Origin of the sequence: Streptomyces sp. NPDC052225, assembly GCF_040679615.1 — a bacterium.
In the GTDB taxonomy this organism is placed as follows: domain Bacteria; phylum Actinomycetota; class Actinomycetes; order Streptomycetales; family Streptomycetaceae; genus Streptomyces.
This window is the reverse complement of sequence record NZ_JBFAVD010000008.1, coordinates 142,641-162,024: the sequence shown is the minus strand read 5'-3', so window position 1 is coordinate 162,024 and position 19,384 is coordinate 142,641. Positions and strand designations below refer to the sequence as shown.

The 19,384-nt window shown below is 71.3% G+C and carries 15 protein-coding genes and 1 riboswitch; of the genes, 7 read left to right on the top strand and 8 right to left on the bottom strand.

Going from position 1 to position 19,384, the window contains the following annotated elements; translation table 11 throughout:
- Nucleotide 1 precedes the first annotated feature (1 nt).
- The 4 genes from AB0L37_RS15045 to AB0L37_RS15030 all read right to left on the bottom strand — a co-directional run bounded on the left by AB0L37_RS15045 (nucleotide 2) and on the right by AB0L37_RS15030 (nucleotide 4,621).
- Nucleotides 2–679, bottom strand: a complete 678-nt coding sequence (locus AB0L37_RS15045) for a response regulator (protein WP_365504498.1) — start codon at nucleotides 677–679, stop codon at nucleotides 2–4.
- Nucleotides 676–2,319, bottom strand: coding sequence for a sensor histidine kinase (locus tag AB0L37_RS15040; RefSeq protein WP_365504497.1), 1,644 nt, complete (start codon nucleotides 2,317–2,319; stop codon nucleotides 676–678). Before AB0L37_RS15040 ends, AB0L37_RS15045 begins: the two co-directional genes overlap by 4 nt.
- Nucleotides 2,320–2,401: 82 nt before the next feature.
- A complete protein-coding gene (locus tag AB0L37_RS15035; RefSeq protein ID WP_365504495.1) occupies nucleotides 2,402–3,325 on the bottom strand; it encodes a sucrase/ferredoxin-like family protein in 924 nt (307 codons plus the stop codon).
- A 27-nt stretch (nucleotides 3,326–3,352) separates the two neighbouring features.
- The gene (locus tag AB0L37_RS15030) at nucleotides 3,353–4,621 is read right to left on the bottom strand and encodes a citrate synthase (protein ID WP_365504493.1); all 1,269 of its coding nucleotides are present in this window, start codon (nucleotides 4,619–4,621) and stop codon (nucleotides 3,353–3,355) included.
- Nucleotides 4,622–4,718: 97 nt separating this feature from the next.
- Between AB0L37_RS15030 and AB0L37_RS15025 the strand changes: the two genes are divergently transcribed.
- Nucleotides 4,719–5,888 carry a citrate synthase/methylcitrate synthase gene (locus AB0L37_RS15025; protein ID WP_365504491.1) on the top strand — a complete coding sequence of 390 codons (1,170 nt, stop codon included), beginning with the start codon at nucleotides 4,719–4,721 and terminating at the stop codon, nucleotides 5,886–5,888.
- Between the two features lie 58 nt (nucleotides 5,889–5,946).
- Here AB0L37_RS15025 and AB0L37_RS15020 read toward each other — a convergent pair whose 3' ends face one another.
- Together AB0L37_RS15020 and AB0L37_RS15015 are read right to left on the bottom strand one after the other, a co-directional pair.
- Nucleotides 5,947–6,183, bottom strand: coding sequence for a hypothetical protein (locus AB0L37_RS15020; protein ID WP_365504489.1), 237 nt, complete (start codon nucleotides 6,181–6,183; stop codon nucleotides 5,947–5,949).
- Nucleotides 6,184–6,333: 150 nt separating this feature from the next.
- Nucleotides 6,334–6,867 carry a DUF6082 family protein gene (locus AB0L37_RS15015; RefSeq protein ID WP_365504487.1) on the bottom strand — a complete coding sequence of 178 codons (534 nt, stop codon included), beginning with the start codon at nucleotides 6,865–6,867 and terminating at the stop codon, nucleotides 6,334–6,336.
- 325 nt (nucleotides 6,868–7,192) lie between these two features.
- Here AB0L37_RS15015 and AB0L37_RS15010 point away from each other — a divergent pair, with 325 nt between their 5' ends.
- Nucleotides 7,193–8,302, top strand: coding sequence for a GTP-binding protein (locus AB0L37_RS15010; RefSeq protein ID WP_365504485.1), 1,110 nt, complete (start codon nucleotides 7,193–7,195; stop codon nucleotides 8,300–8,302).
- On the opposite strand, the gene AB0L37_RS15005 is transcribed toward AB0L37_RS15010, so the two are convergent.
- The gene (locus AB0L37_RS15005; RefSeq protein WP_365504483.1) at nucleotides 8,299–10,755 is read right to left on the bottom strand and encodes a DNA topoisomerase IV subunit A; all 2,457 of its coding nucleotides are present in this window, start codon (nucleotides 10,753–10,755) and stop codon (nucleotides 8,299–8,301) included. The two genes, AB0L37_RS15010 and AB0L37_RS15005, sit on opposite strands and share 4 nt — an antisense overlap.
- A gap of 283 nt (nucleotides 10,756–11,038) precedes the next feature.
- Between AB0L37_RS15005 and AB0L37_RS15000 the strand changes: the two genes are divergently transcribed.
- The 4 genes from AB0L37_RS15000 to AB0L37_RS14985 all read left to right on the top strand — a co-directional run bounded on the left by AB0L37_RS15000 (nucleotide 11,039) and on the right by AB0L37_RS14985 (nucleotide 15,895).
- The gene (locus AB0L37_RS15000) at nucleotides 11,039–12,379 is read left to right on the top strand and encodes a pitrilysin family protein (protein WP_365504481.1); all 1,341 of its coding nucleotides are present in this window, start codon (nucleotides 11,039–11,041) and stop codon (nucleotides 12,377–12,379) included.
- A 17-nt stretch (nucleotides 12,380–12,396) separates the two neighbouring features.
- Nucleotides 12,397–13,764 carry a pitrilysin family protein gene (locus AB0L37_RS14995; protein WP_365504662.1) on the top strand — a complete coding sequence of 456 codons (1,368 nt, stop codon included), beginning with the start codon at nucleotides 12,397–12,399 and terminating at the stop codon, nucleotides 13,762–13,764.
- A 250-nt stretch (nucleotides 13,765–14,014) separates the two neighbouring features.
- Nucleotides 14,015–14,179: riboswitch (cyclic di-AMP (ydaO/yuaA leader) on the top strand.
- Between the two features lie 12 nt (nucleotides 14,180–14,191).
- Nucleotides 14,192–14,980, top strand: a complete 789-nt coding sequence (locus AB0L37_RS14990) for a M23 family metallopeptidase (RefSeq protein WP_365504479.1) — start codon at nucleotides 14,192–14,194, stop codon at nucleotides 14,978–14,980.
- Nucleotides 14,981–15,208: 228 nt separating this feature from the next.
- Nucleotides 15,209–15,895, top strand: coding sequence for a GntR family transcriptional regulator (locus tag AB0L37_RS14985; protein WP_365504477.1), 687 nt, complete (start codon nucleotides 15,209–15,211; stop codon nucleotides 15,893–15,895).
- A 193-nt stretch (nucleotides 15,896–16,088) separates the two neighbouring features.
- On the opposite strand, the gene AB0L37_RS14980 is transcribed toward AB0L37_RS14985, so the two are convergent.
- Entirely contained in the window at nucleotides 16,089–16,370 is a 282-nt protein-coding gene (locus tag AB0L37_RS14980) for an HPr family phosphocarrier protein (RefSeq protein WP_003981826.1), read from the bottom strand.
- Nucleotides 16,371–16,559: 189 nt separating this feature from the next.
- Here AB0L37_RS14980 and AB0L37_RS14975 point away from each other — a divergent pair, with 189 nt between their 5' ends.
- Nucleotides 16,560–19,382 (top strand): GNAT family N-acetyltransferase, encoded by a 2,823-nt coding sequence (locus tag AB0L37_RS14975; protein WP_365504475.1) that lies wholly within the window; start codon nucleotides 16,560–16,562, stop codon nucleotides 19,380–19,382.
- The last annotated feature ends 2 nt before the right edge of the window (nucleotides 19,383–19,384 follow it).

Here is a 19,384-nt window from a genome sequence, read left to right as displayed (position 1 = left end):
GTCACCCGCCGGCGGCCCACTCGTACCGGTGCTCGGGCCGGCCCGTGTCCCCGTACCGCAGACTCAGCCGGACCCGTCCCGTGCGCTCCAGGAGCTTCAGATAGCGCTGGGCGGTCTGGCGGCTGAGCCGGGTGCGGTCGGCCAACTCCTGGGCGGAGAGCGGACCTTCCGCGCCCATCAGGGCCCGGCGCACGAGCTCGGCCGTGGTGGGGGAGTGGCCCTTGGGCAGCTCGGGCGCGGGCGTGGCGGACAGGGCGCCGAAGATCCGGTCGACCTCCGCCTGCTCGGCCTCGCCCCCGCCGTCGAGGGTGCGGCGCAGTTGTGCGTACGCCTCGAGCTTTCCGCGCAGCCCCGCGAACGAGAAGGGCTTGACCAGGTATTGCAGCGCTCCGTGACGCATCGCGGACTGGACCGTGGCCACGTCGCGTGCCGCGGTCACCATGATCACGTCGATCTGGTGGCCGCGTTCGCGCAGCGTCCGGGCGACGGTGAGGCCTGTCTCGTCCGGCAGATAGTGGTCGAGGAGCACCAGATCGACGGCGAGTTCCTCGATGCGCTCCAGCGCCTGGGCCGCGCTGTGCGCCGTGCCCGCCACGCGGAAGCCGGGCACCTTCGCCACATAGGCGGCGTTGACGTCGGCGACGCGGATGTCGTCGTCCACGACCAGAACCTCGATCATCGGACCTCCTCGGCCGCGCTCGGCACGGGATCGGTGAGTGCTTCCGGCAGGACGACGACGAACTCGGCGCCCCCGGACGGCGACGCGGTCACCTCGGCCGTGCCGCCCTGCCGCTCCGCGAGCCGCCGCACCAGGGCGAGCCCGATGCCGCGCTTGCCGTGAGCGGGCGGCTCCTTCGTGGACCACCCCTCTACGAAGACGCTCTCCCGCTGATCGGCGGGGACGCCGGGGCCCGTGTCGCGCACCCGGAGGACCGCCGCGCGGCCCTGCGCCCGCACCACCACCTCCACGCGCGCGCGGAGGCCCGAACCGGCCGCCGCGTCCAAGGCGTTGTCCACCAGGTTGCCGACGATCGTGACCAGGCCGCGCGGGTCCACGAGGCGGTCCGGAAGCTCGGTGTCCGGTGAGATGGTGAGGGCCACACCGCGCTCCGCGGCGACCGTAGCCTTCCCCACCAGCAGGGCCGCGAGCAGCGGATCCTGGATCTTCTCGGTGATCTGCTCCGCGGTGACCCGGTGCGCGCCGGCCACCTCGCCGACGAACTCCGCGGCCTCCTCGTACATCTCCAGCTCAAGGAGCCCAAGGAGTGTGTGCATCCGGTTGGCGTGCTCGTGGTCCTGTGCCCGCAGGGCGTCGATCAGGCCGCGCGTGGAGTCGAGTTCGCGGCCCAGCTGCTCCAGCTCCGTGCGATCACGCAGGGTGGCCACGGCGCCGCCGTCGTCCGTGGGCATCCGGTTGGCGACCAGGACGCGCTGCCCGCGCACGGTGAGCAGATCGGTGCCGGCGACGTTCCCCGCGAGCACATCGGTCGTGCGTCCCGCGCCGAGCACGGCGCCCAGGGGCTGCCCGATCGCCTCGGCGCCCAGGCCGAGGAGCCGTTGCGCCTCGTCGTTGAGCAGGCGTATCCGGCCGGTGCGGTCGAGGGCGACGACGCCTTCGCGGATGCCGTGCAGCATCGCCTCGCGCTCGGCCAGCAGTGCCGAGATGTCCGAGAACGCCAGGTCGCGCGTCTGCCGCTGCACCCGCCGCGCGATCAGATACGCCGCCAGCGCCCCCACGGCGAGGGCGCCGCCCGCGTACGCGAACAGGCCGGGGATCGCGTGGATGAGGCGCGCGCGGACGCTGTCATACTCGATGCCGACCGACACGGCGCCCACGATGGCCCCGTCCGAGCCCCTCAGCGGCACTTTGCCGCGCGCGGAGCGCCCGAGGGTACCGTCGTCGATCTCCATGACCTCATGGCCCGCCAGAGCGTCGCTGGGGTCCGTCGAGACGACCTTCCCGATCCGGTCGCGGTCGGTGTGCGACCAGCGCACGCCCTCGTTGTTCATGATCACGACGTACTCGGCGCCACTGGCCCGCCGGATCCGCTCCGCCTCGGCCTGCACGGGCCCGTCCGCCGTGGGACGCGAGGACTTCAGGTCGGCGGCGATCCGCGGCTGCGCGGCCGTGGTCTGCGCGATGGCGAGGGCGCGCCGCATCGCCTGGTCGTCCAACTGCTCGCTGAGCGGCGCGAGGAACAGCCCCGTGGCCAGCACGGCCACCCCGGCGGCGATCGCCACCTGCATCAGCAGGACCTGCGCGAACACGCGGCGCGGCATCGCGAGGCGCAGTCGGCGGGCGGGGGAGTTCGGGCTCATGGTCACGAACGGTACGGGGCGTTCCGTCCTCGTTCGTAGCCCTTGTGGCGCGGATCTCCTCTCCCGGTCCCGCGATCTTTTCCTACGTGGCGGGAACCTCACGCACAGCCACGACATCCATGCGCGCCGGTGACGCAAGGGCGGCGCCACAGCTCTCAGGGCGCGGGGGCAGCGACGCTCCCTGCGCGACGGTCACGTGCCAGCGCCGTCCGTCGGCATGGGCGACGGTCACCTCCCAGGACGGGGCACCGTCGCCGTCGACCGCATCCGTTTGTACGAGGATCAGGACGTCGGCGCCGTCCACGGAAGCCGCCTGTCGTACGGCGAGCTCCGCGGCCTGGCCGGGCCGGTCCCAGGCGGAGCTGCCGCGGCACCCCTCGGTGACGATCCGCCCCGAGCGCACCGCATGAAGGATCTCTTTGACGTCGGCTGCCGTGGCCCTTCCATAGGCGTAGCCGTACGGGAGCACCAACAAGGTGGGGGAGAAACGGTGTCCGCCCAGGTGCGTGACCTCCCAGACGCCCTCTTCGCCGGAGAGGGCAAGTTCGGAGGCGAGCGGACGTCCCAGAAGAGCGCAGCAGCGGTCGCGCTTTCCGTTCGTGCACACGAGAGCGAGCGGGGCGCCTACATGCGGAGCGCCGAAGCCGCCGTGCTCACCAGCGCCCAAGGAAGCGAAGTCGAGATGGGTCAGCACTTCAGGGTCGTCGACCGTGGTGCTCCGTAGCCATGCGTTGCCCGGCGCGGTGTGGGCCACGTACACCTGGTGGCGGGCCGGAGCGTGGCAGTCGGCGTGCCGACCGGGGCGCCGGATGAGCGCGACCCGTACGCCGGTTCCCTCGGCGGCCGCCTCCAGCGCGCGGCCCACGTCCGGGTCCAGATGGCTGGACGTCAGGGCCTTGGCGCCCCACGGCCCGGGCTGCTCGATCAGCAGCCAGGTCCGGGCGGTGGCCGCGGTGCCCGCGAGGGGTTCGGCCAGGTCTCGCGAGGCGGTCGCGCACGTACTCACAAAGGTGAGCCTAGCCTGCCTGCGCGGTCACTCCTCGCCGGCCGGCGACGGCAGGGGTTGGGGCGGCCGCAAGCCCACGTAGTGGCCTGTGGGGCGCATACGGAGGGGGCGTTCTCCGTACTCCTCCAGGGCGTGCGCGATCCAGCCCGCGGTACGGCCCACCGCGAAGATCGTCTCGCCTGCCTCGGCGGCCATCCCGAACGACGTGGTGAACACGGCGAGCGCCAGATCCACGTTGGCGTGCAGGTCCGTGTGGCGCGCGGTGGTCGCCACGACGTCCCGCGCCGCCGCCAGGGCGGGGTGCGCGTCAGGCAGTTCCTCCAGGCATGCGAACAGCGCCTGGGCGCGCGGGTCCTCGCCCTTGTAGAGGCGGTGGCCGAGCCCCGGGACGCGGCGCCCCGCCCGCAGTTCGTCGGCCACCACCGGGCCTGCGCTGCCCCGGTCGAGGACCTCCAGGAGCATGCGGTGGGCCAGTCCGCTGGCCGCGCCGTGCAGCGGCCCCTCCAGGACCCCCAGGCCCGCGGAGACGGCCGCGTAGGCGTGGGCCCGTGCCGATGCCGCGACCCGCACGGCGAGCGTGGACGCGGCCAGGTCGTGGTCGACGAGAAGGGCGAGTGCCGTGTCCAGAGCGCGCAGTGACGCCTCGTCAGGCGTCGTGTGGGTCAGTCGGCCCCACAGGCGCTGCGCGATGGGCTCCCCGTCCACGTAGGTGGAGCGCCGCAGCGGCAGCGCCGCCGCGAGGGTCGGGATCAGGGAGCGCGCGGCGCCGAGGACGGACTGCTCGGACAGGTCGTAGCGCAGCGGATCCGCGGTCGCGGCGGCGACGGCCGCCACCCGCAGCCGGTCGACGGGGCTGCTGTGCTCCGGCAGCGCGCCGACCGCGCGGCGGGCCGCGGCGAGGGACTCCTTGGGCGCCGTGAACCGGGCGCCGGGCCGCAGCGTCCCCGTCCACAGCCACTCCGCCACCTCCTCGTACGAGTGGCGGGCGGCGAGGTCCGCCGCGTCGACCCCTCGGAAGAAGTACCTGTCGTCGTCGATGAGGGTGATCCGGGTGCGGACGGACAACTCGTTCGCAGCCGAACTCGGCGCGCTCTCCCGCTTGTTGCGGCGGGCGAGGGCCGCCACCTCGGCCGGGTCGAAGGTGCTGCCCCGGCCGTCCTGTTTCCGCCTGCTGGTGAGCTGTCCGCGGCTCACGTACGCGTACACGGTCTCCGGTTTCACGCCGAGCTTCTCGGCGGTCTCTTTGGTGCTCAGTCGGCGGGCCTGCTGCGCCGGTGCCGGCTCTTGATCCCTCATGGGCGTCACCGTATCCGCATCGCGATGCATTGATTCAATCAATATTGACAGGGATTGAGTCAAGCATGGACAGTCAAATCAAGTCCAGGGAGGAAACATGCCGATCAACGGGACCATCGCCGCCCCCGTCGCCGACGTACCGCGAGGGCTCGCGGGCGTCGTCGTCACCGACACCGCACTCGGGGACGTCAGGGGGCGCGAGGGCTTCTACCACTACCGCCAGTACTCGGCCGTCGAGCTCGCGCAGACCCGCAGCTTCGAGGACGTCTGGCACCTGATGATCCACGGCGAACTGCCCGACGCCGCACGGTCGGCCGCCTTCGCGCGACAGACGGCGGCGCTGCGCGGCCTGCCCGAGGAGGTGCGCGCCGCGCTGCCCGCGATCGCCCGGGCCGGGGCCGTCTCCGGACCGCTGGCCGGACTGCGCACCGCGCTCTCGCTCTTCGGCGCCTCACAGGGTTTCCGGCCCGTCTACGACATCGACGCCGAGCGGCGCCGCGCGGACACCCTCGCGGCCGCGGCCGTGGTCCCTACCATGTTGACCGCGCTGCACCGGCTCAGTGCGGGGCTGGACCCCGTGGAGCCGCGCGAGGATCTCTCGTACGCGGCCAACTACCTGTACATGTTGACGGGTTCGGAGCCCGAGCCCGCGCATGCGCGGGCCGTCGAGCAGTACCTCATCTCAACCATTGATCACGGCTTCAATGCATCAACGTTCACGGGGCGTGTCATCGCGTCGACGGGTGCCGATGTCGCGGCCTGTCTGGTCGGAGCGGTCGGCGCCCTCTCCGGGCCGCTGCACGGCGGGGCGCCCAGCCGCGCACTGGACACGCTGGACGCGATCGGCACCCCGGACCGTATCGACGCCTGGATCCGTGAGCGTGTGCTGGCCGGCGACCGGATCATGGGCTTCGGGCACCCGGTCTACCGCACGGAGGACCCGCGTTCGCGCATGCTGCGCGGCATCGCGGAAGGGTTCGGCGGACCGCTGGTGGAGTTCGCCGTCGAGGTCGAGCGGCACGTGGAGGCGATCCTGGCGGAGCTCAAGCCGGGCCGTGAGCTGCACACGAACGTGGAGTTCTACGCCGGTGTGGTCATGGAACTGTGCGGGCTGCCGCGCACGATGTTCACGCCCACGTTCGCGGCGGCGCGGGTCGTCGGCTGGAGCGCCAACATCCTTGAGCAGGCGGAGGATTCGAAGATCATCAGGCCGGCGGCGCGCTATGTGGGGGCGGAGCCTCCGGTGGCGGTGCCGGTGGTGGCATGACGGACGCGCCGCGGCGGCCGGCCCGGGGTGGGGGACGGCCGCCGCGGGCGGAGCGTGATCAGGCGTCGGGGATGTCGCCCTTGGCGCGGACCAGGGTCTCCCGGTTCACGATCACGATGCGCTCGTAGTCGGCGACGCCGGCGTCGGCCGGAAGTTCGTTCCTGAGGTCCGCGGTCGCCTCCGTGCCGATCACGGCGAAGTTCCCGTCGCTGAGTTCGAAAACATCGGGGCAGGTCGTGCCGGACGCGCTACCACGAGCGCTCGGGGGCACACCGATGCGGCGCACGATCTTCAAGGGAACCGGTCCTTCGGGGAGCTGGGAGATGACGGCGTCACAGTAGTGGGTCCCGAGGGGCGCCAGGGTAGCGACTTCCCAGTTTCCAGAGCGAGTTGGGGACTCGGTTCACTGAACCGGGTGATGCGGGGGACGGCGCGCCAGGCAGGTTCAGTCGATCGGAGGCTCGCCCACGACCCACCATTCGCCGCTGTCGTCCTCGTCCAGCTCCTTGATCAACCCATCGGTGATCCGCCCGAGCCACGCCTCCTCGGAGCCGTCGTCGAGCGAGGCGCGATGGTAGCGGGTCGCCTCCCAGTACTCCCTCATGACGCGGCTCTGGAAGATCTCGCGCAGGTGCCCGTACACCTCGCTACGGTCCATGAGTCCTGCCTGATACAGGTGGAGCGCGTTGACGTACCACGCGTTGGCGAAGATCAGTTGGCGCCGTTTCTCCGGCGGGAACTCGGACTCGTACGTGTCGATCACGTCCGCCAGTGACGCGTCGTCAATCGCCTTGTTCAGCAGCTCCCAGTGCATGCGCTGCTGATGAGCACGGGCCGCGCGCCGCTCCTGGGACGCCAGTTGCTCCTGATGCGCGGTGCCGTGGCGCATATGGAGAAGAGTGGTCGCCAAAGCGCCCGCCACCCCTCCGGTGGCAGCGGCGAACACGAACCGTGCGAACCCGTGACTCTGTGTGGCCATGTCAACCCCCGGTTCAGGCGACCGTCCGCCGGTCGTCGGGTGCGGGGCGACAGAAGTGGGGACCGGCGAAGCGGTGGGCGGCGCGCTTGCCGTCTCCCAGGGTGCCGAGCGGCTCTGATCGGCTTGGGAGGCGGAGAGGAGGCGCGCGGAAGGATGTTCGGGTCGCGTAAACCGGCGCCATGTCCAACGTGTGCCCCGCGAGCGCCGTTAGCAATCGTTCACTACGCGGCCTTTCTACGCGCTCGTATCCTGGGGCGGCATTCATTCTCCGTACGAGAGCCGGTCCCCGAGCCGGTGCACGCTTCGGCGTGAGAGAGGTCGCGCGTTGAGCACGTCGAGCAAGGCGAACCCGCAGCAGATCCCCGTCGTCGTCCTCGCGGGCTTCCTCGGGTCAGGGAAGACCACCCTGCTCAACCACCTCCTGCACCGCAGCGGAGGCACCCGTATCGGAGCGATCGTCAACGACTTCGGAGCCATCGAGATCGACGCCATGGCGGTCGCCGGGCAGCTCGGCGACTCCACGGTGTCGCTCGGCAACGGCTGCCTGTGCTGCGCCGTGGACGCGAGTGAACTTGACGAGTATCTGGACAAGTTGACTCGCCCCGTCAATGACAGTCATGCCATCGACGTCATCGTGATCGAGGCGAGCGGCATCGCGGAACCGCAGGAACTGGTGCGCATGGTCCTCGCCAGTGAGAACGCGCGGATCGTGTACGGAGGTCTCGTCGAGGTCGTCGACGCCGCCGAGTTCGACGCCACGCGCGAGAAGCACCCCGAGGTGGAGCGGCACCTGGGGATCGCGGACCTCGTCGTGGTGAACAAGGGCGACCGGGTGGGGGAGAGCGAGCGGGAGCGGGTGCTGAGCACCGTGCGCGCGGCTGCCGCGCGGGCCGCCGTCGTGTCCGCGTCGTACGGGCGCATCGACCCCGAGCTGCTCTTCGACTGCCGTCCCACGGAGGAGCGGATCGGACAGCTGTCCTTCGACGACCTGCACCGGCACGACGACGCGTCCGATGCGGCTGAGGCGTCCGAAGCACATGCGGAGCATCTGCACGCCGCCTACGAGAGCATCGCGTTCACCTCTGAAGTACCCATGGACCCGCGCCGGTTGATGGAGTTCCTCGACCGCCGGTCCGAGGGGCTCTACCGCATCAAGGGATATGTCGACTTCGGCGCCGCCGACGGGCGCAACCGGTATGCCGTGCACGCCGTCGGACGGTTCCTGCGGTTCTACCCCGAACCGTGGCCCGCCGGATCGGAGGAGCGGCTCACGCAGCTCGTCCTCATCGGCGCGGGCATCGACACGGAAGGGCTGCGCAAGGAACTCGACGCCTGTACGAGCGACGCCCCGCACGCCGTGGACGAGCACAGCATGTGGGGCGTTCTCCGCTACGTGCAGAACGAGGACGGGCCGGAGTCGGAGCCGGAGCTCTAGGCGGGCCCCGCCACCACCGACACCGTCTTCGGGAGCGAGAGGCCCGAGCCGTCGCGGCGCGGGTCCATCTCCGGAAGCTCGGCCGGGGTGCCGTTCTTCTGCGCCGCGCGCGCGGGCGCCGCGCCCGCCCAGGCCAGGCTCAGGCAGTCCTCGCCCTTCAGGAACCGCTGGCAGCGCACACCGCCGGTCGCGCGGCCCTTGCGCGGGTACTGGTCGAACGGTGTGAGCTTGGCCGTCGTCTGCACCGAGTCGTCGAGCGTGCCGCGCGAGCCCGCCACCGTGAACACCACGGCGTCCGCCGCCGGATCGACCGCCGTGAACGAGATGACCTTCGCGCCGGTCGCCAGCTTGATGCCGGCCATGCCGCCCGCGGGCCGCCCCTGCGGGCGCACGATGCTCGCCTGGAAGCGCAGGAGCTGGGCGTCGTCCGTGATGAAGACCAGGTCCTCCTCGCCGGTGCGCAGCTCCACGGCGCCCACGATCCGGTCACCGTCCTTGAGGGTGATGACCTCCAGCTCCTCCTTGTTGGACGGGTAGTCGGGCACCACGCGCTTGACGATGCCCTGTTCCGTACCGATGGCGAGGCCGGGGGACGACTCGTCCAGCGTCGTCAGACAGACGACCGTCTCGTCGGCTTCCAGGGAGGAGAGGAACTCGGAGATCGGAGCGCCGCCGGAGAGGTTCGGCGTGGCCGCCGTGTCCGGGAGCTGCGGCAGGTCGATCACGCTCAGCCGCAGCAGGCGGCCCGCGGAGGTGACCGCGCCGACCTCGCCGCGCGCGGTCGCCGGCACCGCGGAGACGATCACGTCGTGCTTGACGCGCTTGCCGTCCTCGTCGTCGGTGAACGGCGCCCCGTTCGCCGTGCGGGCCAGCAGGCCCGTCGACGAGAGCAGGACGCGGCACGGGTCGTCGGCCACCTGGAGCGAGACCGCGGCCACCGGCGCGCCCGCGGACTCCAGGAGCACCGTGCGCCGGTCGGAGCCGAACTGCTTGGCCACCGCGGCCAGTTCGGACGAGACCAGCTTGCGCAGCTCCGTGTCCGAGTCGAGGATCCCGGTCAGCTCGTCGATCTCGCCGTTGAGCTTGTCGCGCTCGGACTCCAGCTCGATGCGGTCGAACTTGGTGAGTCGGCGCAGCGGCGTGTCCAGGATGTACTGCGTCTGGATCTCGCTCAGCGAGAAGCGCTCGATGAGGCGCTCCTTGGCCTGCGCGCTGTTGTCGCTGGAGCGGATGAGACGGATGACCTCGTCGATGTCGACCAGGGCGACGAGGAGGCCCTCCACCAGGTGGAGGCGGGCCTGCTTCTTGCTGCGGCGGAACTCGCTGCGCCGGCGCACCACGGTGAAGCGGTGGTCCAGGTAGACCTCGAGGAGCTCCTTGAGGCCGAGCGTGAGCGGCTGACCGTCCACCAGTGCCACGTTGTTGATGCCGAAGGACTCCTCCATCGGCGTCAGCTTGTAGAGCTGCTCCAGGACGGCCTCGGGCACGAAGCCGTTCTTGATCTCGATGACCAGGCGCAGGCCGTGCTCGCGGTCGGTGAGGTCCTTGACGTCGGCGATGCCCTGGAGCTTCTTCGAGCCGACCAGTTCCTTGATCTTCGCGATGACCTTCTCGGGGCCCACCGCGAAGGGCAGTTCGGTCACGACGAGGCCCTTGCGGCGCGCCGTGACGTTCTCCACGGAGACCGTCGCGCGGATCTTGAAGGTGCCGCGGCCCGTCTCGTAGGCGTCCTTGATGCCGGTCAGGCCGACGATCCTGCCGCCGGTGGGCAGGTCGGGGCCCGGCACGAACTTCATGAGCGTCTCGAGGTCGGCGCCCGGGTGCCTGATCAAGTGCCGGGCTGCCGCGATGACTTCGCCCAGGTTGTGCGGCGGCATGTTCGTCGCCATGCCGACCGCGATGCCCGACGTGCCGTTCACCAGCAGGTTCGGGTACGCGGCCGGGAGGACGACCGGCTCCTGCTCCTGCCCGTCGTAGTTCGGCGTGAAGTCGACCGTGTTCTCGTCGATCGAGTCGGTCATCAGGGACGCCGCGGCGTCCATCTTGCACTCGGTGTATCGCATGGCGGCCGGGCGGTCGTCATTGCCCAGCGAGCCGAAGTTGCCGTGGCCGTCGATCAGCGGCACGCGCATGGAGAACGGCTGGGCCAGGCGCACCAGGGCGTCGTAGATCGACGCGTCGCCATGGGGGTGCAACTTACCCATGACCTCGCCGACGACACGGGCGCACTTCACATAGCCGCGCTCGGGGCGCAGGCCCATCTCGTTCATCTGGTAGACGATCCGCCGATGGACGGGCTTCATCCCGTCCCGGGCGTCCGGCAGGGCGCGCGAGTAGATGACCGAGTACGCGTACTCCAGGTAGGAGCCCTGCATTTCGTCGACCACGTCGATGTCGAGGATCTTCTCCTCGAAGTCGTCGGGCGGCGGGGTCTTCGTGCTGCGGCGGGCCATCGCTGCTGCGGCTCCTTCACCAACATGAACAGGTACATGAACAGATACATGAACGGGAACTGTCGCGGACCATTGTGGACCGCCCCACTGACAACGCTGCTCGCGACCCGTCCGTACGGGGTGCTTCGCAGTCCTCACGAGGGTCGCCTGCTCGCTTACGGCGTAGCCGGAGCGGGAACTTCGTCAGGGGTCAGCACGCTTGCATACAGTGGCAGGACTGGCAGCAGTTCTGTGGTTTGCTGCGTATTTTGCGTTCTCCGCGATCGAAGGGACGTACATGCCCATGGGTCACACGGCCACCGCCGAGGCCGGCTCCGGCGGCCTGACAGCGACCGAGCACCGGCTGGCCAACGGCCTGCGCGTGGTGCTCTCCGAGGACCACCTGACCCCGGTCGCCGCGGTCTGCCTCTGGTACGACGTCGGCTCGCGCCACGAGGTCAAGGGCCGTACGGGCCTGGCTCACCTCTTCGAGCACCTGATGTTCCAGGGTTCGAAGCAGGTGCACGGCAACGGCCACTTCGAGCTGGTCCAGGGCGCGGGCGGCTCTCTCAACGGCACGACGAGCTTCGAGCGTACGAACTACTTCGAGACCATGCCCGCCCACCAGCTGGAGCTCGCGCTGTGGCTGGAGGCCGACCGCATGGGCTCGCTGCTCGCGGCCCTGGACGACGAGTCCATGGAGAACCAGCGCGATGTCGTCAAGAACGAGCGCCGCCAGCGCTACGACAACGTGCCCTACGGCACCGCGTTCGAGAAGCTGACCGCCCTGATGTACCCCGAGGGCCACCCATACCACCACACGCCCATCGGCTCCATGGCCGACCTGGACGCGGCCACCCTTGAAGACGCGCGGAACTTCTTCCGCACCTACTACGCGCCCAACAATGCGGTGCTCTCCGTGGTGGGCGACATCGACCCCGAGGAGACGCTCGCCTGGGTCGAGAAGTACTTCGGTTCCATCCCCGGCCACGACGGCAAGCCCGCCCCGCGCGACGGCTCGCTGCCGGAGATCATCGGCGAGGAACTGCGCGAGGTCGTCGAGGAGGACGTGCCCGCGCGCGCCCTGATGGCCGCATACAGGCTCCCCGAGGACGGCACGCGCGCGGGAGACGCCGCGGACCTCGCCCTGACGGTGCTCGGCGGCGGCGAGTCCTCGCGGCTCTACAACCGCCTCGTACGCCGGGACCGCACCGCCGTGGCCGCCGGCTTCGGTCTGCTGCGCCTGTCCGGGGCGCCGTCCCTGGGCTGGCTCGACGTGAAGACGTCCGGTGACGTCGAGGTGCCGGTGATCGAGGCCGCCGTCGACGAGGAGCTCGCGCGGTTCGCCGCAGAGGGCCCCACGCCCGAGGAAATGGAGCGCGCCCAGGCCCAGTTGGAGCGCGAGTGGCTGGACCGGCTCAGCACGGTCGCGGGCCGTGCCGACGAACTGTGCCGTTACGCCGTCCTGTTCGGCGATCCGCAGCTCGCCCTCACCGCCGTACAGCGCGTCCTCGACGTGACCGCCGAGGAGGTCCAGGAGGTCGCCAAGGCCCGCCTGCGCCCCGACAACCGCGCGGTCCTCGTGTACGAGCCCACGGCGCCCGCCGAGACCGACGACGACAGCGACGAGGAGGCGGGCCGGTGACCGAGCAGCTCGCGACCATGGACTTCCACCCCCAGCCGCAGGCCGGCGCCGCCAAGCCGTGGGCGTTCCCCGCCCCGCAGCGCGGTGCCCTCGGCAACGGCCTGACCGTGCTGCGCTGCCACCGCCCGGGCCAGCAGGTCGTCGCCGTCGAGGTCAACCTCGACGCGCCCCTGGACGCCGAGCCCGCCGGGCTCGACGGCGTCGCCACGATCATGGCGCGTGCCTTCAACGAGGGCACCGACAAGCACTCCGCCGAGGAGTTCGCGGCCGAACTGGAGCGCTGCGGCGCCACGATGGACGCGCACGCCGACCACCCCGGCGTCCGCGTCTCCCTCGAAGTGCCCGTCTCCCGGCTCCCGAAGGCGCTCGCGCTGCTGGCCGACGCCCTGCGCGCGCCCGCCTTCGCCGACAGCGAGATCGAGCGCTTGGTGCGCAACCGCCTGGACGAGATCCCGCACGAGAGCGCCAACCCGGCCCGCCGCGCGGCCAAGGAGCTCTCCCGGCAGCTCTTCCCGGCGAGCGCGCGCATGTCGCGCCCGCGCCAGGGCACCGAGGAGACCGTCACCGCGATCGACGCGGCCGCCGTACGCGCCTTCTACGAGAAGCACGTACGCCCTGCCACCGCTACAGCCGTAGTGGTGGGCGACCTGACGGGCGTCGACGTCGACGCCCTCCTGGGGGACACGCTCGGCGCCTGGACCGGCGACACCACCGAGCCCCGCCCGGTCCCGCCGGTCACCGCCGACGACACCGGACGCGTCGTCATCGTGGACCGCCCGGGCGCCGTGCAGACGCAGCTGCTCATCGGCCGCATCGGACCCGACCGGCACGACCGCGTGTGGGCCGCGCAGATCCTCGGCACGTACTGCCTCGGCGGCACCCTCACCTCGCGCCTCGACCGGGTTCTGCGCGAGGAGAAGGGCTACACCTACGGAGTGCGCTCCTTCGCCCAGGTGCTGCGTTCGGCGCCGGACGGCACGGGCGCCGCGATGCTCGCCATCAGCGGGTCCGTGGACACGCCGAACACCGGGCCCGCGCTCGACGACCTCTGGAAGGTCCTGCGCACGCTGGCCGCGGAGGGCCTCACGGACGCCGAACGCGACACCGCGGTGCAGAACTTGGTGGGCGTGGCCCCGCTGAAGTTCGAGACCGCCGCGGCCGTCGCCGGCACGCTCGCCGACCAGGTCGAGCAGCACCTGCCGGACGACTACCAGGCGCAGCTGTACCGCCAACTCGCCGCCACGGGCACCGTGGAGGCCACTGCGGCGGTCGTGAGCGCCTTCCCGGCCGACCGTCTGGTGACGATCCTGGTGGGCGACGCCGCGCAGATCGAGGAGCCCGTCAAGGCGCTCGGGATCGGCGAGGTGAGCGTCGTCACCGGCTGACCCGGACGACCCGCAGGAGACCGCAAGCCCCGGTGGCCGCATAGGCCACCGGGGCTTCGTGGTGTCGCTCACGTCCGCAGTTGTCCGCCTCTCGACTAGCTATCGATCGCATATGTCCGAATTGAGGCGGAGGTTGCCTGTCTGCTCTGTGGCATGCACTACAAAAGCCGGGATCCGTTTGTTGATTGAAAGATGTCCCGCTTAGCGTCGGTCCGGCTGTCCGCCAGACACACGTCGCGCCCGCGACACCGGACAGTCATCGCCGAGTCCCCCATGGCGCGAGCCAGGGGAGCCGGGGACCCACCGCAGTCCCTGGGGTGAATCGGGCGCTCTTCCCGCGAGGGGAGGGAGCCCGTAGGAGACCTTCCTGCTCCGAACCCGTCAGCTAACCCGGTAGGCGAGAGGGAAGGAAAGGATCAACCCCTTCATGGCGTTCACCCGTGCCACCGGGAAGCACCGTCGTCCGAGCCGTCTCACGCGTACCACCGCGCAGGTCGCGGGCGTCGCGGCGCTCACCACGACCGGTGTCATCGGAGGCTTCGCCGCCCCCGCTCTCGCCGCAGACTCCGCGGCCGCCGACCAGAACGGCCTGACGCAGGCCATCGCCATCGGCGACTCCCTGGCCGACCAGATCGACGCACAGGCCTCCGCGCAGAAGAAGGCCGCCGCCGAAGCCGCCGCCGAGAAGAAGGCGGCCGAGGAGGCCCAGAAGAAGGCCGAGGCCGAGAGGCGCGCCGCCGAGGCGAAGGCCAAGAAGGAGCGCGAGGCCAAGGAGCGCGCCGCGCGTGAGGCCGAGCGCAAGCGCCTCAACACCTACGTGGCGCCCATCTCCAACTCGTACGTCTCCACCGCCTACAAGGCGAGCAGCGGCCTGTGGTCCTCCGGCAGCCACACCGGCATCGACTTCCACGCCGCGAGCGGCACCGCGGTGCACGCCGTCGGCTCCGGCACCGTCGTCGAGGCCGGCTGGGGCGGCGCGTACGGCAACAACATCGTGATCAAGATGAACGACGGCACGTACACCCAGTACGGTCACCTGTCGTCCATCGGCGTCTCCGTGGGCCAGTCGGTCACCCCGGGCCAGCAGATAGGCCTCTCCGGCGCCACGGGCAACGTCACCGGCCCGCACCTCCACTTCGAGGCCCGCACGAGCCCCGAGTACGGCTCGGACATCGACCCGGTCGCGTACCTGCGCTCGCACGGCGTCAGTGTCTGACGGCTGACCCGTTCGGACGACCTCACGAAAGCCCCGGCTCGCCGAGCCGGGGCTTTCGCGTGTGCACGCCGCTCCTGTCCAAAAAATATCCATGGATTCAGGGCTGCCGTCGGAAATTCAAGGACGGTGGAATAGAGTCACATGGCAAGCGCGCTGATCGAGCGTCAATCGCGCTTGCAGGGGCGTCAATCGACCGCGTTTCGCGGGGATTAAGGCGGAGGTCGGGTCATGCGCATTCCCGCGCACTCGGTATGCACGGCGATCCGCGACGACATCGTCGCGGGGGTCTACGAGCGCGGCAGCAGACTCACCGAGGAACTGCTCGCGCGCCGCTACGGAGTCTCGCGGGTGCCGGTCCGCGAGGCGCTGCGCACCCTGGAGGCGGAGGGGTTCGTCGTCACGCGCCGCCACGCGGGCGCGTGCGTCGCCGAGCCCACCGAGCAGGAGGCCGCCGACCTCCTGGAGATCCGGATGCTGCTCGAACCGCTGGGCGCGGCCCGCGCGGCGCAGCGCCGCACGGAGGCCCACCTGAAGGTCCTGCGCGGCCTGGTCAGGCTGGGCCAGGAGCGCTCCAGGCGAGGTCAGAGCGAGGATCTGCGCTCCCTGGGCGGCTGGTTCCACGAGACGCTCGCGCAGGCCTCCGGCAGCCCCGGCCTGATCACCCTGCTCACCCAGCTCCGCCACAAGATCGCCTGGATGTACGCCGTGGAGACGCCGGCCCAGCCCGCCGAGTCCTGGGCGGAGCACGGCGCGATCGTCGACGCCGTGGCGCGCGGTGACGCGCAGCGCGCCCGCACTCTGACCGCCCTGCACACCGAGCGGGCCACGGCGGCCCACCGGCTGCGCGTCCCCCGCGCGGGCGAGCGTGTGAGGACTTTGCAACCTCCCGTAAACACAGCAGGGCTCCGCCATTAACAGGGGAGCCGTATACAAAGAAGTGCACTATTCGTCGAATGGGCCGCGGAGTAATTGACGCTGCCCTTCGATTTCCGGTGCGCATTCTGTCGTACGTAAATGCAGATGCGGCCGGAGGGGGAAAGCAAAACAGCGGAGCCGCGCGCCCCGGGGGGAATCGCGCGGCTCCGCTGTTATTGCTGCGAGCGACGGCTCAGACGGTCTCGGGGAGCTCCTCGAGACCCTCGGCGACCAGCTTCGCCAGACGGTCGAGAGCGGCGTCCGCGCCCTCGGCGTCGGAGGCCAGGACGATCTCCTCGCCGCCCTGGGCGCCCAGGCCGAGCACCGCGAGCATGGAGGCGGCGTTGACCGGGTTGCCGTCAGCCTTGGCGATCGTCACGGGGACGCCGGACGCGGTGGCCGCGCGGACGAAGATGGAGGCGGGGCGGGCGTGGAGGCCCTCGGCCCAGCCGACGTTGACGCGGCGCTCAGCCATGTGATGCTGCCCTTCAGGTGTCTCACGGTTGTCTAGACCATTCTCACACACCGGCGAACGTGCTCGACGCGGACCCAGGTCCTTTGCGCGCACGGCCGTTCGGCCCTCCATAGCCTGCCTTCCCCACGCGCCCGACGCGACCCGTGCGCGCACTGCCCGCTTGTCGGTGGCCCGCCCTACCCTTGCGGCATGGAGACCCCGTCGGACCGGCACGCCTACCCCGCCCACTGGGAGGCCGACGTCGTGCTGCGCGACGGCGGCACCGCGCGGATCAGGCCGATCACCACCGAGGACGCCGAGCGCCTGACCAGCTTCTACGAGCAGGTCTCGGACGAGTCGAAGTACTACCGCTTCTTCGCGCCCTACCCGCGGCTGTCCGACAAGGACGTCCACCGCTTCACCCATCACGACTACGTGGACCGGGTCGGGCTCGCCGCCACGGTGGGCGGCGAGTTCATCGCGACGGTGCGCTACGACCGGATCGACGCGAAGGGCATGCCCGCCTCCATGCCGGCCGACGAGGCCGAGGTCGCCTTCCTCGTGCAGGACGCCCACCAGGGGCGCGGTGTGGCGTCCGCCCTTCTGGAGCACATCGCGGCCGTCGCCCGCGAGCGCGACATCCGCCGGTTCGCCGCGGAGGTGCTGCCCGCCAACACCAAGATGATCAAGGTGTTCACGGACGCCGGGTACACCCAGAAGCGCAGCTTCGAGGACGGCGTCGTCCGCCTGGAGTTCGACCTGGAGCCCACGGAGGCGTCCCTCGCCGTGCAGCGCGCCCGCGAGCAGCGCGCCGAGGCCCGTTCCGTGCAGCGTCTCCTCGCGCCCGGATCGGTCGCCGTGATCGGCGCGGGGCGTGCACCCGGTGGAGTGGGCCGCAGCGTTCTCGACAACCTGAAGGACGCCGGTTTCACGGGCCGCATGTATGCGGTGAACAAGGCCTACCCAGAGGACTTCAAGGAGCTCGACGGCGTCCCCGCCTACCGCTCCGTCCGCGATATCGACCCCGCCGACCACGTCGACCTGGCCGTCGTCGCCGTCCCGGCCCCGTACGTCCCCGAAGTCGTCGCCGAATGCGGCGAGCGCGGCGTCCAGGGCCTGGTCGTCATCTCCGCCGGATACGCCGAGAGCGGCGCCGAAGGACGCGAGCGCCAGCGGGAGCTGGTCCGCCAGGCCCGCTCCTACGGGATGCGCATCGTCGGTCCCAACGCCTTCGGTGTGGTCAACACCTCCCCGGGCGTACGGCTCAACGCCTCGCTCGCGCCCGAGATGCCCCGCGCGGGCCGCATCGGCCTGTTCGCCCAGTCCGGCGCCATCGGCATCGCCCTCCTCGCGCGACTCCAGCGGCGCGGCGGGGGCGTCACCGGCCTCACCGGCGTCTCCACGTTCGTCTCCGCGGGCAACCGCGCGGACGTCTCCGGCAACGACGTCCTTCAGTACTGGTACGACGACCCGGACACGGACGTCGCGCTCATGTACCTCGAATCGATCGGCAACCCGCGCAAGTTCACCCGCCTCGCCCGCCGCACCGCCGCCGCGAAACCCCTCGTGGTCGTGCAAGGAGCGCGGCACAGCGGGATCGCCCCCACCGGGCACGCGGTACGGGCCACCCGCCTCCCGTACGCCACCGTCTCCGCCCTGCTGCGCCAGGCCGGGGTCATCCGGGTCGACACCATCACCGAACTCGTCGACGCGGGGCTCCTGTTGGCGCGCCAGCCGCTCCCGGCGGGACCGCGCGTCGCCATCCTGGGCAACTCGGAGTCGCTCGGCCTGCTCACCTACGACGTGTGCCTCTCCGAAGGACTGCGGCCCAAGCCGCCGCGCGACCTCACCACCGGAGCCTCCGCACAGGACTTCCGCGCAGCCCTGGAGGACGCGCTCGCGGACGACAAGACCGACGCCGTCGTCGTCACCGCCATGCCCACCGTGGGCGAGGACCCGACCGAGGACGCCGAGCTGGCCGCCGCCCTGAGCGCCGCCGCCGCGACCGTGCCCACGAAGCCGGTGCTCGTCGTCCACGTGGAGCTGGGCGGCCTCGCCGAGGCCCTGTCCGCCGCGGCGAGCACGGGTCCGAACGCGCCGGGCGCGCAGCCCGCCGCCCGCCCCGCGCCCGCCGCCGAGGACGCCCCCGAGCGCACCCGGCGCCTCATCCCCGCCTACCCCGCCGCCGAGCGGGCCGTGCGTGCCCTGTCCGAGGTCGCCAAGTACGCCCAGTGGCGGCGCGACGCCGCGGAGCCGGGCAAGGTGCCGGAGTACGACGACATCGACGAGGCGGGGGCCGCCACCCTCATCACCGAACTGCTCGCCGGCGAGGACGACCCGCGCGGCACGGAGCTCGCCCCGGACGCCGCCCGCGCCCTGCTCGCCCGCTACGGCGTCGACGTGCGCGCGACGCTGCCCGCGCCCGACCCCGACGAGGCCGCCGCGGCCGCGCGCACGCTCGGCTACCCGGTCGCCCTGAAGACGACGGCCCCGCACCTGCGCCACCGCCCCGACCTCGGTGGCGTACGCCTCGACCTCGCCAACGAAGGAGAGCTGCGGCGCGCTTACGAGGAGCTGTGCGAGCGGCTCGGCGCGCCGGCCGAGCTGCGGCCCGTCGTGCAGGCGATGGCACCGCGCGGTGTCGACACCGTCGTACGGGCCGTGATCGACCCGGCGGCCGGAGCCGTGCTCTCCTTCGGTCTCGCCGGCGCCGCGTCCGAACTGCTCGGCGACACCGCGCACCGCCTCATCCCGGTCACCGACCGGGACGCCCAGGGCATCGTCCGCTCCATCAAGACCGCGCCGATCCTGTTCGGCTGGCGCGGCAGCGCCCCCGTCGACACGCCCGCGCTCGAAGAGCTCCTGCAACGCGTGTCCCGCCTCGTCGACGACCACCCCGAGGTCGTCGGTGTCGCCCTCGAACCGGTCGTGGTGGCCCAGCACGGGCTGACCGTGCTCGGCGCGTCCGTCCGGCTCGCGCCGCCTCCCGCCCGCGACGACCTCGGCCCGCGGACCCTGCCCGTCGCGTACTGACC

Bases quoted from the DNA above. Each gene is read 5' to 3' on its own strand.
- AB0L37_RS14985 (WP_365504477.1), top strand. From the start codon at position 15,209: ATGCGCATTCCCGCGCACTCGGTATGCACGGCGATCCGCGACGACATC.
- AB0L37_RS14990 (WP_365504479.1), top strand. From the start codon at position 14,192: ATGGCGTTCACCCGTGCCACCGGGAAGCACCGTCGTCCGAGCCGTCTC.
- AB0L37_RS14995 (WP_365504662.1), top strand. From the start codon at position 12,397: ATGGACTTCCACCCCCAGCCGCAGGCCGGCGCCGCCAAGCCGTGGGCG.
- AB0L37_RS14980 (WP_003981826.1), bottom strand. From the start codon at position 16,370: ATGGCTGAGCGCCGCGTCAACGTCGGCTGGGCCGAGGGCCTCCACGCC.
- AB0L37_RS15030 (WP_365504493.1), bottom strand. From the start codon at position 4,621: ATGAGGGATCAAGAGCCGGCACCGGCGCAGCAGGCCCGCCGACTGAGC.
- AB0L37_RS15015 (WP_365504487.1), bottom strand. From the start codon at position 6,867: ATGGCCACACAGAGTCACGGGTTCGCACGGTTCGTGTTCGCCGCTGCC.
- AB0L37_RS15045 (WP_365504498.1), bottom strand. From the start codon at position 679: ATGATCGAGGTTCTGGTCGTGGACGACGACATCCGCGTCGCCGACGTC.
- AB0L37_RS14975 (WP_365504475.1), top strand. From the start codon at position 16,560: ATGGAGACCCCGTCGGACCGGCACGCCTACCCCGCCCACTGGGAGGCC.
- AB0L37_RS15000 (WP_365504481.1), top strand. From the start codon at position 11,039: ATGGGTCACACGGCCACCGCCGAGGCCGGCTCCGGCGGCCTGACAGCG.
- AB0L37_RS15040 (WP_365504497.1), bottom strand. From the start codon at position 2,319: ATGAGCCCGAACTCCCCCGCCCGCCGACTGCGCCTCGCGATGCCGCGC.
- AB0L37_RS15025 (WP_365504491.1), top strand. From the start codon at position 4,719: ATGCCGATCAACGGGACCATCGCCGCCCCCGTCGCCGACGTACCGCGA.
- AB0L37_RS15005 (WP_365504483.1), bottom strand. From the start codon at position 10,755: ATGGCCCGCCGCAGCACGAAGACCCCGCCGCCCGACGACTTCGAGGAG.